This is a genomic window from Minwuia sp. IMCC3060 (assembly GCF_029909435.1).
Classification (GTDB): domain Bacteria; phylum Pseudomonadota; class Alphaproteobacteria; order Minwuiales; family Minwuiaceae; genus Minwuia.
The window spans coordinates 2,493,178-2,510,263 of sequence record NZ_CP123782.1; the positions used below are offsets into that span (position 1 = coordinate 2,493,178).

15 protein-coding genes are annotated in these 17,086 nt (G+C 65.1%); 6 read left to right on the forward strand and 9 right to left on the reverse strand.

Annotated elements, in window-relative coordinates; translation table 11 throughout:
• The first annotated feature begins 14 nt into the window (after nucleotides 1–14).
• Nucleotides 15–791 (forward strand): polysaccharide deacetylase family protein, encoded by a 777-nt coding sequence (locus QGV54_RS11720; protein ID WP_281016653.1) that lies wholly within the window; start codon nucleotides 15–17, stop codon nucleotides 789–791.
• On the forward strand, nucleotides 788–1,663 hold the full coding sequence (locus QGV54_RS11725; RefSeq protein WP_281016651.1) for a hypothetical protein: 876 nt from the start codon (nucleotides 788–790) through the stop codon (nucleotides 1,661–1,663). The genes QGV54_RS11720 and QGV54_RS11725 overlap by 4 nt, the downstream gene beginning before the upstream one ends.
• Nucleotides 1,664–1,675: 12 nt before the next feature.
• Here the strand turns inward: QGV54_RS11725 and QGV54_RS11730 are convergent, their stop codons facing one another.
• Nucleotides 1,676–2,101 (reverse strand): VOC family protein, encoded by a 426-nt coding sequence (locus QGV54_RS11730; protein ID WP_281016650.1) that lies wholly within the window; start codon nucleotides 2,099–2,101, stop codon nucleotides 1,676–1,678.
• 66 nt (nucleotides 2,102–2,167) lie between these two features.
• Here QGV54_RS11730 and QGV54_RS11735 point away from each other — a divergent pair, with 66 nt between their 5' ends.
• Entirely contained in the window at nucleotides 2,168–2,758 is a 591-nt protein-coding gene (locus QGV54_RS11735; RefSeq protein ID WP_281016649.1) for a TetR/AcrR family transcriptional regulator, read from the forward strand.
• Here the strand turns inward: QGV54_RS11735 and QGV54_RS11740 are convergent.
• Nucleotides 2,735–3,643 (reverse strand): polysaccharide deacetylase, encoded by a 909-nt coding sequence (locus QGV54_RS11740; RefSeq protein ID WP_281016648.1) that lies wholly within the window; start codon nucleotides 3,641–3,643, stop codon nucleotides 2,735–2,737. The two genes, QGV54_RS11735 and QGV54_RS11740, sit on opposite strands and share 24 nt — an antisense overlap.
• A gap of 97 nt (nucleotides 3,644–3,740) precedes the next feature.
• Here QGV54_RS11740 and QGV54_RS11745 point away from each other — a divergent pair, with 97 nt between their 5' ends.
• Both QGV54_RS11745 and uvrC read left to right on the forward strand, forming a co-directional pair.
• A complete protein-coding gene (locus QGV54_RS11745; protein WP_281016647.1) occupies nucleotides 3,741–4,121 on the forward strand; it encodes a DUF1636 domain-containing protein in 381 nt (126 codons plus the stop codon).
• A gap of 31 nt (nucleotides 4,122–4,152) precedes the next feature.
• Entirely contained in the window at nucleotides 4,153–6,072 is a 1,920-nt protein-coding gene (gene uvrC / locus QGV54_RS11750) for an excinuclease ABC subunit UvrC (RefSeq protein ID WP_281016646.1), read from the forward strand.
• 65 nt (nucleotides 6,073–6,137) lie between these two features.
• On the opposite strand, the gene QGV54_RS11755 is transcribed toward uvrC, so the two are convergent.
• From QGV54_RS11755 to QGV54_RS11780, 6 genes are all read right to left on the reverse strand, one after another.
• The gene (locus QGV54_RS11755) at nucleotides 6,138–7,217 is read right to left on the reverse strand and encodes a nitronate monooxygenase (RefSeq protein WP_281016645.1); all 1,080 of its coding nucleotides are present in this window, start codon (nucleotides 7,215–7,217) and stop codon (nucleotides 6,138–6,140) included.
• Nucleotides 7,210–9,315, reverse strand: coding sequence for an acetate--CoA ligase family protein (locus tag QGV54_RS11760; protein ID WP_281016644.1), 2,106 nt, complete (start codon nucleotides 9,313–9,315; stop codon nucleotides 7,210–7,212). Before QGV54_RS11760 ends, QGV54_RS11755 begins: the two co-directional genes overlap by 8 nt.
• A 113-nt stretch (nucleotides 9,316–9,428) precedes the next feature.
• A complete protein-coding gene (locus QGV54_RS11765) occupies nucleotides 9,429–10,457 on the reverse strand; it encodes a TAXI family TRAP transporter solute-binding subunit (protein WP_281016643.1) in 1,029 nt (342 codons plus the stop codon).
• A gap of 39 nt (nucleotides 10,458–10,496) precedes the next feature.
• Complete coding sequence (locus QGV54_RS11770) at nucleotides 10,497–12,479, reverse strand: TRAP transporter fused permease subunit (RefSeq protein ID WP_281016642.1); 1,983 nt, start codon at nucleotides 12,477–12,479, stop codon at nucleotides 10,497–10,499.
• Between the two features lie 9 nt (nucleotides 12,480–12,488).
• On the reverse strand, nucleotides 12,489–13,337 hold the full coding sequence (tauD, locus tag QGV54_RS11775) for a taurine dioxygenase (RefSeq protein ID WP_281016641.1): 849 nt from the start codon (nucleotides 13,335–13,337) through the stop codon (nucleotides 12,489–12,491).
• Between the two features lie 45 nt (nucleotides 13,338–13,382).
• Nucleotides 13,383–14,039 carry a TetR/AcrR family transcriptional regulator gene (locus QGV54_RS11780; protein WP_281016640.1) on the reverse strand — a complete coding sequence of 219 codons (657 nt, stop codon included), beginning with the start codon at nucleotides 14,037–14,039 and terminating at the stop codon, nucleotides 13,383–13,385.
• 190 nt (nucleotides 14,040–14,229) lie between these two features.
• Here QGV54_RS11780 and QGV54_RS11785 point away from each other — a divergent pair, with 190 nt between their 5' ends.
• Nucleotides 14,230–15,474 carry an acyl-CoA dehydrogenase family protein gene (locus tag QGV54_RS11785; protein WP_281016639.1) on the forward strand — a complete coding sequence of 415 codons (1,245 nt, stop codon included), beginning with the start codon at nucleotides 14,230–14,232 and terminating at the stop codon, nucleotides 15,472–15,474.
• A 59-nt stretch (nucleotides 15,475–15,533) separates the two neighbouring features.
• On the opposite strand, the gene QGV54_RS11790 is transcribed toward QGV54_RS11785, so the two are convergent.
• The gene (locus tag QGV54_RS11790) at nucleotides 15,534–16,862 is read right to left on the reverse strand and encodes an alpha/beta fold hydrolase (protein ID WP_281016638.1); all 1,329 of its coding nucleotides are present in this window, start codon (nucleotides 16,860–16,862) and stop codon (nucleotides 15,534–15,536) included.
• Nucleotides 16,863–17,086: the final 224 nt, after the last annotated feature.

Consider the following 17,086-nt stretch of genomic DNA (forward strand, 5'->3'; position numbering starts at 1 on the left):
GAACAGGTCTTCACATGAATGAACTCGATCCCCTGCGCCATGAGCTGGACCTCTGGGGTGAGGCCGGACGGACCGCCACGCTCTGGTGGCGCGACGATGACGCGGAGGCTCCGGATGCCCCGATCCTGCGGATGCTGGCACTTTCCGAGGCGACGGGTGCGCCCGTCTTCATCGCCACGGTCCCCGACAGGGCCGTCGATGCGCTGGCCGATCCCCTGCTGGCCTGCGCGACAGCCATTCCGTTGCAGCATGGCTTTGCCCACGCCGACCACTCTCCCGCCGACGTGAAGGGAAAGTGGGAGCTTGGCCTGCATCGCCCGCTGGAGGCGGTTCTCGGTGAACTGCGCCAGGGTGCGGCGCGCATGTCGGCGATGTACGGCGACCGGGTCTGTCCCATGCTGGCCCCGCCCTGGAACCGCATCGCGCCGGAACTGTTCCCGCATCTGCCGGAGCTGGGTTTTGATGTGGTCAGCGTCTTCGCACCGCGCGCCAGCCGCACCGTCGCCCCGGGCCTGGACATGATCAACGGCCACTGTGACCTGATCGCCTGGAAGCGGGGCCGGACCTTCATCGGGCCGGAGAAGACCGCCGCACGGCTGGTCGAGCATCTGGCGGCCCGCCGTGCCGGAGAGGTGGATGCTGACGAACCCACCGGGCTGCTGACCCATGTCTGGGCCCAGGACGAGGCCTGCTGGGAGGCGCTGCAGGCAGTCCTGCGCCTGGTCGCGGACCATCCTGCGGCCCGCTGGCTCGACCGGGCCGGGCTGATGCCGGAAAGTGCCGCGGCATGAGCGCGGCCATCATCCGCCCCGGCACCGACGCCGACATTCCGCAGGTCGCGGACCTGCTGCACCGGAACATGAACCGCAAGGTCCCGGCGGAGGTCTTCGCCCGGCTGATGAACTACGACTGGGCCGGGGAGAAGCCGCACATCGGCATGGTGTCGGAGGCGGACGGAAAGATCGTCGGCTTTCACGGCAACGTCTATTCCATGCGTCGGATCAACGGGGTGGAACGGATATTCGGCAGCTTCACCTCCATCTACGTGCTGCGCGACTGGCGCGGGGAGGATCTGGGGGTGCGGATGATGCGCACCTACGAGGAGAGGCCCGACATCACCTACACCGTCTTCGACCCCAGCACGCGCGTGCACGGCATCCTGGAAAGCTGCGGCTTCCGCGATCTCGACCTGAACCGCTACGTCTGGGAGCCGGGCATGTCCCCGCGCGACGACCGGGTGAAGGTCATTACCGACCACGATCAGATCCGGCCGCTGGTCGGCGCGGAGGAACAGCGCTACCTCGACGACCATCGCGACCTGACCGCCCATCCGGTGCTGCTGCGCGACGACGAGGGGCAGGTGCTCTGCTTCTTCCTGCAGCAGGACCGGGGCGACAAGGGCTTCTGCCACGACCTGATCTATACCGGTGACCCGATGGCACTGGCGCGGATGATCGACCGCGCCGCCGACCGGATCATGGGCAACGACCCTCGCGCCCGCCTGCTGATCGACGAACGCTTCCTGGACGGCAACAGGACCGACGGCACCTGCACCCCCCTGCCCTATCGCCGCATGGTCCGCCGCGCCGACCCGCCCCTGCCCGACTGGCAGGTGGACCACCTGTACACGGAGACCGTGCTGATCAACCTGAAGCTGGGGTGAGACGCAGCCGCGTCAGGTTGGCAGCACGTCCTCCGCGTACTGTCCGGCAAACTCCGCGCTCGGCGGGATGGGCCTGATGATGTCGATCAGGACCCCGTTCGGGTCCTGCGTGATGAAATGACGCTGTCCGAAGGCTTCGTCCCGCAGCGACAGCAGTATGGGAAGCCCCTGCGCCTCGGCCCGGGCGAACTCCGCATCCACATCCGCGACCTCGAAGTTGAGGATCAGGCCACTGACACTGCCCCGCCCCGACGCGGGAACGGTCTCATGGTCTCCCAACACGACTCCGATATTCACCTGGCTGTCCTCGGTTGACTGCAGGTGCACGTACCAGTCGCTGTAGTAGGCGCGGCGGAACCGCAGATGCTCTGTATAGAACCGCGCCGTTGCATCAACGTCCTGCGTCAGGATCACCGGATAGAACTGCGTCGACTTCATGGCTTGAACCTCCCTGCCAAAACATACAATGTGTATGTGAATGAAATAAACATACAGGCTGCATGTATGCAAGAGAAAATCACACGCCGGACCAACCAACAGCGGAGCGATGCCACCCGAACGGCACTTCTCGATGCCGCCAGAATGCTGTTCGTGGACAAGGGCTATGCCGAAACGGGTACGCCGGAAATCGTCCGCGCGGCGGCGGTGACGCGCGGCGCGCTCTACCATCATTTCACCGACAAGGCAGACCTGCTGCGCGGCGTGATCGTCAGGGAATCGCGCCAGGTAGCGACGGAGATCAACGCCGCATCCGCGGATGCCGCATCGACGCAGGAGGCGCTGATGCAGGGCGCAAACGCCTGGTTCGACGCCATGTCCGACCCCGGCCGGGTGCGACTGCTGCTGCTCGACGGGCCTGCGGTCCTGGGGCGTGCGGAGATGGAAGAGATCGACCGCCAGACCAGCGCGGCAACACTGGTGGAGGGCCTGCGCGCCGGACAGGCGGCGGGGGACGTCATTGATGCCCCGGTGGAAGCGCTGGCCAGCCTGCTGTCAGCAATGTTCGACCGGGCCGCACTTGAGATCGTCGGCGGAGCGTCGCGGGACGACTATCTCGCGGCAATCGCGCCCCTACTCGGCAGCCTCCGCCGCTGACTGCTCCGCCATCCGCGGCTGCACCCAGGCAGCGATGTCCTTCAGCGGGGCCAGCCAGATGTCGCCGCGTGCGGTCACATGGTCCAGCAGGCGTTCCAGGATGTTCATCCGGTGGTGGCGACCGATGACGGAGGGGTGGCAGGTCAGCGTGAACACTCCCCCCTCCCCGATGATGCCGTCCAGTTCCGCCTGCCAGATGCGGAAGACCTCGTCCGGGTCGTGGAACTGCGCCATCAGGTGCGGCGGCATGAACCACATGTAATAGGTGGCGTCGTCCAGCGACCAGTCGATGGGGAACTCCAGCAGGTCCGGCTGGTCCGGGTAGGCGGCGGAGAGCAGGTAGGGGGCTTCCTCCGCGAACAGGCTGGAATCATAGCTGATCCCCTGCTCCATCAGGATGCGTCCCGAATGCAGGTTCATGTCCCAGGCGGGGGAGCGATAGCCGGTCGGCCGCTGCCCCAGATGGGTCTCGAAGGCGGCGATGCAGGTCTCCAGGATGCGGCGTTCGCCGTCCGGGTCATCCTTGTAGAGCGACAGGTTCTCGTGCTCGTGCCCATGCGCGCCGACCTCATGCCCCTCATCGACGATGCGGCGGAAGGCATCCGGCCAGCGCTCCACATTCGCGCCGGGGATGTAGAAGGAACCACTGACGCCGCGCCGTTTCAGCATGTCGAGGATGCGCGGCAGGCCGACATTGACGCCATAGAGACCCCGGCTGTAGCCCTGCAGCCGCTTCGGCTGCTTCTCGAACAGGGCGGCTCCGGTGCGCGGGCCATCGGGGCCGGGGCGGGCAGGCGCATAGGCATAGGTCACGTCGCAGTCGAAGGTCAGCGCCATGGCACCGGACTTACCTTCCGGCCAGGGTCCCCTGAACGTATGCATCATCAATCCTCCCCCAACGGAACAGCCACCGTGCTTGATCCTCCCCCCATTCTGCCGCACAAGGCTGCATTCCTGAAACACCCGATCCCGGAATCTGATCATGACCGCCACGCTGACCGTCTGCGAGACCTGCAACTTCGCCCCCGACACCAAGCGCGGGCCGGAGGGTCTGACGGGGGGAGAGATCCTCTGCGGGCTGGTGGAGAAGGCCGTGGCCGACAGCACGGCAGTGACCAGCCGTCGCCACGCCTGCCTGATGGGCTGCGACCATCACTGCAATGTCGGCCTGTCGGCACCGGGCAAGATCACCTACGTCATGGGATCCTTCGCGCCGGAGGCAGAGGCCGCCGAGGCCCTGGTCGCATTCGCCGCGCTGTACGACGCCTCCGAAACCGGCCAGGTGCCCTATCGCCAGTGGCCGCAGGGGGTGAAGGGTCACTTCGTCTCCCGCGTGCCGCCGCTGCCTGCGGACGACTCCTGACACACGCGGCCCGGCGCACTACATTCGGGACATGAGCGAGCAGCCTACAGAACCGGAAACGGAAGCCCCTGAGACTGATGGTCCGGAGCCGGAGGTCGCGGAGCCTGACGGCTTTGCCATCCTGACGGCGAAGCTCAAGACCTTGCCCAACAGCCCCGGTGTCTACCGGATGCTGAGCGAGAGCGGCGACGTGCTCTATGTCGGCAAGGCGCGCAACCTGAAGAACCGCGTCACCAGCTATACCCGCGCCCGCGGCCTGTCGATGCGGATCCTGCGCATGGTGCAGATGACCCGCGATCTGGAGATCATCTCGACCCATACGGAGGTCGAGGCGCTGCTGCTGGAAGCCAACCTGATCAAGCGGCTGAAACCCCGCTTCAACATCATCCTGCGTGACGACAAGTCGTTTCCCTATATCGAGGTGAACCTCGATCACGACTATCCCATGCTGGTGAAGCATCGGGGCAAGCGGGAGAAGGACAGGGAATACTTCGGTCCCTTCGCCTCCGCCACCGCCGTCAACCACACGCTGACCGCGCTGCAGCGGGCCTTTCCGCTGCGCAGTTGCACCGACAGCGACTTCGAGAGCCGCCAACGTCCCTGCCTGCAGTACCAGATCAAGCGCTGCCTCGCCCCCTGCGTCGGCGAGATCAGCCGCGAAGCCTATGGCGAGATGGTGCGCGAGGCCCGCGACTTCCTGTCCGGCCGCAGCCAGAACCTGCGCGACGAACTGGGGGGCAAGATGCAGCAGGCGGCGGACGAACTGGCGTTCGAGGATGCCGCCATGTACCGCAACCGCATCTGGGCGCTGTCGCAGATCCAGAGCAAGCAGGGCGTGAACATCGACGGGCTGGAGGAGGCCGACGTGATCGCGGCGCACTCCGCCGGGGGGCAGACCTGCGTGCAGGTGTTCTTCTTCCGCGCCGGGCAGAACTTCGGCAACCGCGCCTATTACCCGAGCCACACGAAGGACGACTCGGTAGGCGAGATCCTGGCCGCCTTCATCGGCCAGTTCTACGACAGCCGTCCGGCCCCGAAACAGATCCTGCTGAGCCACGATGTCCCGTCAGACGAACTGATCGCGGAGGCGCTGGCCATCCACGCCGGACACAAGGTGCATCTGCTGCGCCCGCAGCGCGGCGGCAAGCGGGAGCTGGTGGAACAGGCGGTGCGCAATGCGGAGGAGGCGCTGGGCCGCCGCCAGGCCGAAGGCGCGGCGCAGACGAAACTGCTGCAGGGCGTGGCCGACCTGTTCGGCCTGCCGGAGCCGCCGCAGCGGATCGAGGTCTATGACAACAGCCACATCCAGGGCACCAACGCCGTCGGCGGCATGATCGTCGCGGGGCCGGAGGGGATGCGGAAGGCCGCCTACCGCACCTTCAACATCAAGTCGACGGAGATCACGCCGGGCGACGACTTCGGCATGATGCGGGAGGTGCTGACCCGCCGCTTCCAGCGCCTGAAGAAGGACGATCAGGCCGCGGCGACAGGGGCCGGCGAATGGCCCGATCTGGTCATCATCGACGGCGGGCTGGGCCAGCTCGGCGTCGCGGAGGAAGTCTTCGCGGAGCTGGGAGTGGAGGGCGTCGGCCTGGTCTCCATCGCCAAGGGGCCGGACCGCAATGCGGGACGGGAACGGTTCTTCCTGCCCGGCAAGCCGCCCTTCGACCTGCCGGAGCGCGATCCCGTGCTCTACTACCTGCAACGGCTGCGTGACGAGGCCCACCGCTTCGCCATCGGCACCCACCGCAACCGCCGCTCGAAACAGATCGGCCAGTCCCCGCTGGACGAGATCCCCGGCATCGGCCCGCGCCGCAAGAAGGCCCTGCTGCTGAAGTTCGGCTCCGCCAGGCAGATCGCCCGCGCCGGTCTCGCCGACCTGGAAAAGGTCGATGGCATCAGCCACCAGATGGCGCAGCAGATCTACGACTTCTTCAACGCCGGTGGATAAGTCCACAATACAATGATCATCCGGTGCTCGGCCGATGCAACCCGGTGCAGCTTCGAGACCTTAGGCTACCGCACCGCCCGCGTCGCCTCCGCCACCAGTTCGTCGACCACCTGCGCCACCGACTTGCGTTCGTTGGAATAGGCGATGGACTGTCCGGCAGGGTGGTGCATCAGGGCTTCCACCTCATGTTCGTCGATGGCACCCAGCAGGTCGCCGACCAGGATGTCCTGATAGGGCATCTTCAGCGCCGCCGGGGCGTTGGGGGAGGCCCATTCCTCCGACCAGGCGGTGCGGATCTGGCGCAGGGTCTTGCCGGAGTCGGCGCGGCTGATCACCGTGTCCTCGCTGCCAGCAGCCAGCAGCTTTGCCACGATCTTCTCGTGCAGCGCATGTTCAAGCGTGGTCAGCCAGGAGGTGCCGAGCCAGACCCCCTCCGCACCCAGCGCGAAGGAGGCGGCGATGTGGCGGCCCGTGGCCACGCCACCGGCGGCCAGCACGGGAATGTCGCCACAGGCATCCACCACCTGGGGAACCAGCGAGAAGGTGCCGATCTGGCCGGTATGGGCACCGGCGTCATAGCCCTGGGCGACAATGACCTCCGCTCCGTTGCGGATCGCGGCTTCCGCATGGCGCGGGCTGCCCACCAGCGCCATGGTCACCTTGCCGTCGGCCTTGGCGTGGGCCACGGCCTCGGCCGGGGCACCGATGCCGCAGGCGAAGACGTTCACGTCGGAGGCCAGCACAGCGGCGATCTGCGCCTCCGCCACCTCGTCGGAGCGCAGGAAGCGGGAGCGCATGCCGGGCTTCGTCGCCTTTGGCACGCTGTACTTGTCATAGATCGACTGCACGAACTCCTTGTGCTCCTCCGGCAGTTCGGCCTCGATCGCCGCCTTGTTGGCGGTCTTCGGCATGCCGCGCGGCAGCACCAGGTCGATGCCGAAGGGCAGATCCCCGATGCGTTCACGGATCAGCTTCAGCCCGGCCTCGATCTCCTCCGGCGTTTCGCGCGTGGCACCCCAGATGCCCATGCACCCGGCCTTCGCCAGGGCGCAGACCACATCGATGGAATGGGCAAAGCCGAAGATCGGGTGCTTCAGCCCCATGCGGCGGCCCAGTTCGGTCTGGATCGGGCTCTCGTCAGTCATTGCCATTGCTCCCCTTCATCTCGACCACGGCATCCAGCGCCATGGCCCCCTGCCCCGCCGGCAGCACCACGAACGGGTTGAGGTCGACGGACACCAGCCGCTCCCGATGTGCAGCGGCAAAGCGCGACAGTGCCGACAGTGCCTCCGCCAGGGCAGGAATGTCCGCCGCCGGCGCACCGCGCACACCGTCCAGCATCGGCCGTCCCCTGATCTCGTCGATCATGCGCAGGGCCTCGTCCGTGTCGAAGGGCGCGATGCGGAAGGTCACGTCCTTCAGCACCTCGACGAAGATTCCGCCCAGCCCGAACATCACCGCCGGGCCGAAGATCGGGTCAACATGCACCCCGAGGATCGTCTCGACACCGCCACTGATCATCGGCGCCAGCAGAACGCCATCGATCCGCGCCTCCGGAACCCGTGCGGCGACGCTGGCCAGCATGTCCTCGGCCGCGGCCTGCACCGCCTCGGCACTGGCCAAGTTCAGCCGCACGCCGCCGACGTCGGTCTTGTGGATGATGTCAGGCGACAGGATCTTCATGACCACCGGGAAACCCAGTTCAGTGGCCACGCGCGCGGCTTCCTCCGGCGTTGCGGCGGTGCGGGTCGGCATTGTCGGCACCCCGGCAGCCCCCAGCAGGTCGAGCGCCGCGGCCTCAGTGAACGGCCCCGTTCCCGGGTCCGCCGCCGGGGCGACCTCCGGTGCCCAGGTAAAGGAGCGGTTGAACGCCCGGGTGAAATGCGCGCCCGCCGCCATGGCGCGGGTGGCGTGGGTGGGCTCGCGGAAGGCGGGAATGCCCTCCGCCTCGAACCGGTGCTGGGCGTCGTCGCCCATCAGGCTGGCGACGGCGAAGCGCTTCGACGGATAGGCATCCCGCAGCGTCTTCCACATGTCCAGGTTCGGCTGGACCAGGTCGGGCTGGTTCAGCAGCGCGCCCTGGAAGCCGATGACGGTGTCGTAGCTGCCTTCCTCCAGCACCAGACGCATTGCCTTCTCGAACAGGTCGGGCTGGTTGATGATCTGCCCCGTCACGTCCAGCGGATTGTTGACACCGGCATAGGGCACCAGTTCCTTGAACTTGGCCTGCGTCGCGTCCGGCAGGGGGGTGACCTCCAGCCCGCGTGTCGCCGCATCGTCGGCCATCAGGACCCCGACGCCACCGGACACGGTCACCAACGCCACCTCGTCACCCTCCGGGCGTCCGCCGACAGCCAGCGCCGCACCCAGGTCGAAGAATTCCTCGATCGCGTTCACGCGATGCACACCGAACTGGCTGAAGACGGCGTCATAGATCTGGTCCGCACCGGCCAGCGCGGACGTGTGTGACGCGGCGGCTCTGGCTCCGGCTTCCGTCCGGCCGAGCTTGACGGCGACGACGGGCTTGCCCGCCTCCCGCGCGCGCGCCAGGGCGTCGAGCAGTGCCGGGCCGTCCCGCACCCCCTCGATATAGAGCAGGATCACCTCGGTGCCCGGATCGGACACCAGATAGTCCAGGCAGTCGGCGACGCCGATGTCACTCTCGTTGCCCGTCGTCAGCACGTGGCGGAAGCCGACGCCACGGTCACAGGCCATCATCGCCGAAAGACCACCGAACGCACCCGACTGACTGACCAGTCCGATACGGCCGGTCGGCATGTTGCGGGCGAATGCGGGGTGGAAACTGGCCGGCATGTTGTTGGCGAAGTTGGCGAACCCCATGCAGTTGGGACCATTCAGGCGCATGCCGGTCTCATGGGCGATGGCGGTCAGGCGCTTCTGGTCCGCAGCCCCCGCCTCACTCACTTCGGCGAAGCCACCGGCGAAGATCACGGTTCCGGCGACATCCTTTTCCGCGCACTGACGGATGACGCCTTCGACAAGGTTGCCGGGCACGGCGCAGATGGCGAGGTCAACCTGACCGGGCACATCCAGAACGGAGGGATAGGCCTTCAGCCCCTGAATCTCGTCGCGCTTCGGGTTGATCGGATAGATCTCGCCCGCATAGCCCTGGGACTTGAGCATGGCGACCGGCCGACCGCCGATGCGGGTCGCGTCACCCGATGCGCCGATGATCGCGATCGACCGCGCCTCGAACATGCGTTTCAGATTGGCATCAAGCATGGGTTCCCCTCCCCAGGGTCGCGAACGGCATCCATTCGGTTCGTGGTTGGTCGAAACAGAAGGGGCGCGGCGAACCGGCCACGCCCCTTCCGGTCTCATGACGTCTGAGGCGCTTACTTCGCCTCAGGCGGGACCAGATGGTCGGGAATGTCCCAACCCTGTTCCTTGTAGTAGCGATAGGCACCGACATGCAGCGGGATGTTCATCTCCAGCAGGGCGGTATCCCGGTTGATGACCTTCATCCAATCCGCGGTCTGGTGGATCTCGTCGATGTTCTCCCAGAATGTCTTCATCATGTCGTAGACAACGTCCGCATCCAGATTCTTGTTGGATCCCAGACCGACCCACGAGCCGACGGTACGCACAGGCGCCTCGTTGACCTGATTGTCATAGATGCCGTTCGGGATATCGACGATCGTGCGGCCCGGATAGGACAGGGCCTTCTTCACCGGTTCGGAATTGAAGGCCGCTTCATCCAGACCCAGGATGCGGATCGGAGAAACCAGGGCGAACTGCTGGATGGACGGGCTCGGCACAGTGGTCGGGGCGATATAGACATCCATCTGGCGATCCAGGAACGCGGTCTCCGCCGACTTCCAGTCGAACTTCACGACATCGAAGTCTTCCCCCGGAACCAGATTGGTGGCACCCGTGACCAGCTGCGTCGCAACGGTCGTCGCGGCACCGGCGGGCGGGCCCAGGAAGACCTTCTTGCCCTTGAAGTCGGCGATCGACTTGATGCCGGAATCCTCATAGACGACGATGTGGTACGGGCCGAGCGGGTAGTTGATGAACCCACGCAGGTTCTTGTTCAGCTCCGGCGCCGCATCGACCTTCTTGAACATCGCAGTCTGGGTCTGCATGAACTGGTTGATGGTCGGCGAGGTCAGGAACAGGTCGACCTTGCCCTGCGCCGCGTCGATGGCCGACTTGGTGGCCGGCTTGCCGACCGAGACCTGGATCTCGATGGGCAGCTTCTTCTGGATCATCTGGGTGAAGGCGATCCCGAACTGGCCCGGTGTCGAGCCGGCAGGGAAGCCGTCCATCGTCAGGAACTTCTTGTCTGCGGCAACTGCCCCCGTGGCAAGCCCGGCAGCCAGCGCGAATGCGGCGGCCCCCTTCATGACTGTTCTGCGGTTCATCATCTAGTCTCCTCCCTGTTGTGTTGGTTAGGATGTTTCTCAGGTATTGGCGGAGGCGGATTCTGCCTCAGCCGATTGGCGTTTACTCCTCAGTGCCTCGATCACGATCAGCGCGATACCCACCGCGACCGCAGCCACCTGCAACTCCCAGATCACGACCAGCATCGCGAAACCCGCGACCAGGCGCAACAGTCGCGACCAGGCGGGCAGCCGGTTCATCTCGAACCCGCTCATCGCCGTGGTCAGCAGCCAGACTCCGAGGCAAAGCCTGAACAGGATCCAGATGAAGTCAGCGAGACTGAAATCATCATACACCAGCAGCAGGCTGGGCTCGTAGACGAAGACGAAGGGGATGATGAACCCGACCAGCGACAGCCGCAGCGCGGTGATGCCGGTCCGTATCGGTTCTCCCCCCGCAATGGGCGCGGCGGCCACCGCCGCCAAGGCCACTGGTGGCGTGATCGCCGACAGCACACCGAAGTAGAACACGAACAGATGCACCGACAGGTCCGGCAGTCCGAGCTTCTTCATCGCCAGGCCGAGCACCAGTACGACAATCAGGTACGCCGGAAGTGTCGGCATGCCCATGCCGAGCACGAGGCATGAAGCGGCGGCCAGCAGCAGGGCGATGAACAGCGTCTGCTCGCCCAGCAGGGCGACCTGCGTCGCGAACTTCAGGCCGAGACCGGTGAGCTCGAAAACGCCGATCATGACGCCGATCGAACCGACCGCCATCATGATGCGGGAGCCCGCGACACCGCCCTTGGCCAGTGCGACGATGAGCTGCTTCGGGTCCTTGCGCAGGGCCGGATTGAGGGCAAAGGCGGAAATGATCGTCACGATGACCGCCCAGAAGCCGGCCATGCTGGGGGAGCGCCCCATGCCGAGCGTCACGATGATGGCAACCAGCGGCAGGAAGAACATGAGCGACTTCAGGCCATCGCCACGCTCCATCTTCGGCCGTTCGCCCTTGGGATAGGGTTTCAGGCCGATGCGCCGTGCCTCCTGCCCCGTCGCGACGAACAGGCTGGCATAGTAGAGCAACGCGGGAACCAGCGCCGCGATACAGATCGTCTGATAGGACTCACCCGCAAGCTGCGTCATCAGGAAGGCGGCGGCGCCCATGACCGGCGGCATGAGCTGACCGCCCGTCGAGGCCGCAGCCTCCACCGCGCCCGCGAACTCGGGCTTGAAGCCACGCTTCTTGATCAGCGGAATCGTCACCGCGCCCGTGCCCACCACATTCGCGGTCACACTGCCCGACGACATGCCGAAGATCGATGATGCAATGATCGCCGAATGGGCCGGCCCTCCACGAGTCCGGCTGGTCGCCGCAAGCGCCATGCGGATCATGACGGTGCCTGCACCGGTGCCTTCCAGCAACGCGCCGAAGACGATGAAGATGAAGACCAGCAGCACGACGATTCCGGTCGGGAATCCGAAGACGCCCTGCAGGCCGTACCAGATGATCTCCATGGTCAGTTCCAGGCTGAAGCCCGAATGCCGGAAGAACCAGGGCAGGTCCTGACCGAACAGGCAGTAGAGCAGGCTCAGCGCACCGACAGCGGCGAGAATCAGCCCGAACGTGCGGCGGGTGAATTCCAGCAGGGCAACGATGGCCATCAGCGCGGACCACTGGTCCAGCGTACTGAAATTGACGACAAGGTTCTCGATGTCGTCGATCTTGTTCAGGAAGTTGAGGCAGGCGAACCCCAGATTGGCCGCCAGCGCGAAATCGATGACCCAGGCAAGGGTGCCGAGAACCGAGCCGCTGAAGAACTTCTCGTTCGCCAGCGGGGAGGTGAACACGACCACCACAGCGCAGAGAAACAGCGCACCGGCACGTATCATCTCCGGGTTAACGTACTGACCGTAGTAGGCAATGAAGATGGAATGGAGTGCCAGCCCGACCGCGATCGTCAGGCCGATCCATTTCAGGGCGCGCACAAACGGGTTGCCGGAGACAGGCACTTCACCATCTTCCGGCGATGGCGCCGGAACGGTCTCACTCTGATTGTTCATGTGCTTCCCTCAGACCGGCCGGTCGCCGTTGACCGTGACACGGTGCATTTCCCGTGTCGCATCACCATAGTCCGCGATGGCGTAGTGCTGCGTGCACCGGTTGTCCCAGAAAGCAACGGAGCCTTCCTCCCAGCGGAAACGGCAGGTGAACTCGGGCCTCTTCAGGTGATCGAACAGGAACTCAAGGATCGCCTTGGACTCCTTGCCGGAGACGCCGACCAGTTTCTGGGTGAAGATGGAATTGACGTAGAGCGCCTTCCGGCCCGTCACCGGATGGGTCCGGACCACCGGGTGTTCCGCCGGGGCCAGCGAATTCCGGTCCGCATGAATCTCCCGCTTCCGGTCATCGGAGACCTGCTTGTCATAGGCCTTCTCGAAGTTGGCCCGGCCTGCCGTATTGAGCGCGGTCATGCCGTCCAGATAGCGCTTCATGCGCTCGGAGAGGGATTCATAGGCCGCGTACATGTTGGCCCACATGGTGTCGCCGCCATGGTCGGGGACCTGCCGCGCCAGCAGGATCGATCCCATCGGCGGCTCCTCCTGAAACGTCACGTCGGAGTGCCAGGCATTCGCGGCGGAACGGTTCTCCTTCGAGCTCTTCAGGATCAGCACTTCCGGATGATCTGCCAGGTTGGGCGCGTAGGGATGGACATGCAGCGTTCCGAACTGACGCGCGAAGGCCACATGCTCCCCCGGCGTGACATGCTGGTCCCGCAGGAAGATCACCTGATGCTCCATCAGCGCGTCATGCACCTCCTGGAACACCTGGTTGCCCATGGGCTCCGCCATGTTCAGACCTTCGATCTCGGCGCCCAGGGCACCTGCGATCGGCTTCACGTTGATCCGTTCGTATCCCATAACTCTGGTCTCCTCCCCAGGATGCCCGGTTATTCCAGCCGCCAGTCAGGCGGCTTCGCGCCCGGTTGTCTTAGCTTCGGTTGATCTCAACGGCGCTGAAACGCCGCCGACCCACATGTCGATCAGGGTCCCGATTGCCCGCTGCAGATCGAAGGGCTTGCCCTGCGCCTCCATACGTTTGCGGTGTACGTCGATATCGGCAAGGGCAAATGTGCCTGCGCGCATCATGATGATGAAACGCTGACGCAGTACAGTCTCTGGAATCTCGGGCAGCAGCGTCTTGAGAATCTCGAACGACCGGCGCAGTCCGCCGTCGAGCCGGCCGCGCACGAAGTCATCGATGTTGGCGTCGGTCGAGAGGAACATCTCGGTCAGGAACTTGATGTAGTTGCCGCCGCCATCCGTCGAATCCAGCAACTCGGCCGTGGGCAGGGAGACGGCCTCCGCCACGCAGCGTACGTCGTTCAGCCGACCTTCCCGCTCCATCCGATCAAGCAGATTCATGCGGTTGGCATCAAGGCACCGCATCCGCTTCTCGAAGATGGCCTCGATCAGGCCGTCACGCGACCCGAAATGGTAGTGCAGGGCGGAGGCGTTCTTCTGCCCGGCCTCCCGCGTGATCTCGCGCAGGGAGACGCCGTTGATGCCGCGTTCGCCCATCAATCGTTCAGCGGTCAGAAGCAGGCGTTCCCGGGTATCCACGTCGAAATTCCCAATGTCCGGAGCAAGGCCCTTGCCTTGCATTCGCGAAAAATCTAATACACATGCATTAGTGGTGCAAGCCTGGTTTTTGGCAGGATTGTCCGACGCAAATGCAAACGACCATCGACTGCCAGTCTAACCTGCTGCCATCAATTCTGAAGTAGAACCACAAATCGTCGGGGAGGACGCCTTGCATTTCGAACATAGCAGCAGAACCACGGAGATCGCCGCGCAGGTCGAGGAAATCTTCCAGAACGACATTCTGCCGGGGAACCGTGCCTACATGGCCGCGACGGAGCGGGACCACGATCTGACGCCCCCGCTGCTGGCCGAACTGAAACGGAAGGCCTTTGATCTGGGTCTGTGGAACATGGCCCTGCCCCAGCTGGCGGACGACGAACCGGGGACGCGCCTGAGCAATCTGGAGTTCGCCGCCATCGCGGAAATCCTTGGCCGCGTCGGCTGGGCGTCGGAGGTCTTCAACTGCCACGCCCCCGACACGCCCAACATGGAAATCCTGCAGATGTTCGGCACACCGGAACAGAAGGCGGAATGGCTGGCACCGCTGCTGCTGGGCCAGGTCAGGTCCTCCTTCGCCATGACGGAGCCGGACGTTGCCTCGTCAGACGCGAACAACATCGCGACGCGGATGGAACGGCGGGGCGACACCTATGTCGTCAATGGCCGCAAGTGGTTCGCGACCGGTGCAGCCAACCCCGACTGCAAGCTGCTGATCGTCGTCGGCGTGACCAACCCGGACGCGCCGCGCGGACGGCAGCATTCCATGCTGATCGTGCCGAAGGACACGCCGGGCATCACCGTCGTGCGCAGCCTTTCGGTGCTGAACCACATGGATCACCGCACCCCCCACACCGAACTGCTGTTCGAGGATGTGGAAGTGCCTGTCGCCAACCTGCTGGGAGAGGAAGGCGCCGGTTTCCTGATCGGCCAGGCACGGCTGGGTCCGGCAAGGGTGCATCACTGCATGCGGGCCATCGGCCGCTGCGAGGTGCTGATCCGGCTGATGGTGGAGCGTGCCGGCCGTCGCAGCACCTTCGGCAAGACCATCCGCGAATACAGCTCCGTGCAGGCGGCCATCGCCGAATCCCGGCTGGCGCTGGAGCAGGCGCGGCTGCTGGTGCAGCGCACCGCCTGGCGGCTGGACCGGGAGGGCAACAAGGCGGCCCGCAAGGACGTATCCCTGATCAAGGTCGCCGTCGCCAGCGCCTATCACGACATCTGCAACCACGGCATCCAGATCTTCGGTGCCATGGGCGTCACGGAGGATGCGCCCTTCGCCGACGCGCTCGCCACCGCCCGGGCGTTCCGTATCTATGACGGCCCCGACGAGGTGCATCTGCAGACGATCTTCCGTCTGGAGGAAAAGGAAGGCGAAGGCCAGGACCTGATGAGCGCCTATACCGGCCGCTACTGAACCGGAAGGCCGTGAGGCAGCTGGGACGGCACTGGCACGCGCCGCCCCCTGCCCGTGCCTCAGTAGGTCAGTTCGATCCAGGCAACGTGGCCATCCACGGGCCATGCCTTGGCGGCAATGGTCTCGTCGACATCCCCGTCGGCGAAGCGACCGACAACCGTCTGGCCGGAGGATTCCGGGAAGGTGATCCAGACCTTCCAGCCATTCGGCACCTCGTGATCGTTCAGGCCGCTCGCCCGCTCCCCGTTGAAGGTCACGGTGTCATCGGCACCGAAGTAGCCGCGCGGACGCATCATCTGCAGCGCCCCCGCCTGCCCCTCGGCCTCCCTGGCCTGCGGATAGAGACGCAGGTTCACCAGATCGGATGAACGGGGGAAGGCAGAGCGATAGATATGGTGGACCGGATAGCCCTCGGCCTGGATGCGGAATTCATAGGGCTGGTCGTTCTTCGCCGCGAACGGTCCCCACATGCCATCTTCACCGATGGTCTGCTCATGCACCGGCTCACCCATCCGCGCACCGCTTTCGGGATCGGTCTCGAAGACGCTGACCTTCGCACCAACCAGCGCCAGGTTGGTCGGACGGTCCGCAGCCCAGCCGGAGACTTCCCCGTTCAGGACCGGCGTTTCCTCCGGTCTGACCGCAGCGGAAAATGTCGGGTGGCCTGCAACCACCTTGAAGATCTCGTGGAAGGCCCGGGTCGAATAGGCCGTCTCCCGGTGGTCAACGCCGTCCAGCACGATATTGGTCGCGCCACGCAGTTCGGCATTCGCGTAGGTCGCACCGGTCGGCTGTCCCGCACGCCCGATGAAGTCCCCCATGGGCTGCGCATAGAGGTCGAACCTGTCGGAACGGATGGTCACGGTCGGCAGGCCGGGTACCACTTCGCTGACGGCGTTCAGACCGGAGAGAAATGTTCCGGCGCCATTGTATTCCGATCCCATGACCGCCCCCGGCGCGACGAACACGCCGTGATGCACGCAACCGGTAAGGATCAGCGCCGCCGCATTGGCCGCGCCGCCCGCGTTCTGCACATAGTTCCGGATGGTCTGGCAGCCACGCGAGTTGCCGACCATGATGACCTTGTCGGCCCCGGTCTCCAGCTTCACACGCGCCACGAACCCGGCGAGCTGCGCGGCGACGTCGGTGGTCGATGACCGATTCTCCTGCGCCACCGTATCGTCGGAACGTGCACCCGGATGATCCAGATCCACCGCGAACATCCGGTCGCGCGGATAGCCATTGGACTCGAAACGCCATTTCTGCACGATCCAGGCGGAAGCGCTGTCACTGTCGCCGTGGACGAAGACGATCGGCAGCGGGTCCGCGGCCTGCGCAGTCCCCGACAGGGTTACCGCCATCAGTCCTGCGGCGGCAGTTGTCGCCACGCATTTCATCATCCCCGTCAGTCGTGTTCCGGTTGTCATTCGTTTCCCCCCTTTTTCCAGAGCGCGGCAGCATGACCTGTTTCAGCGATATCGATAACCCAGCATTCTTTCGTCTCCGCGACAGATCAGGCGGTATCCCCCGATGCGCCGCAGGCTGCGACCCCGGAATGCTTGACCGTCCCTGTCGCTCGCGTATGTTCCGCGCCAATTTCGCGGGCGCCTTG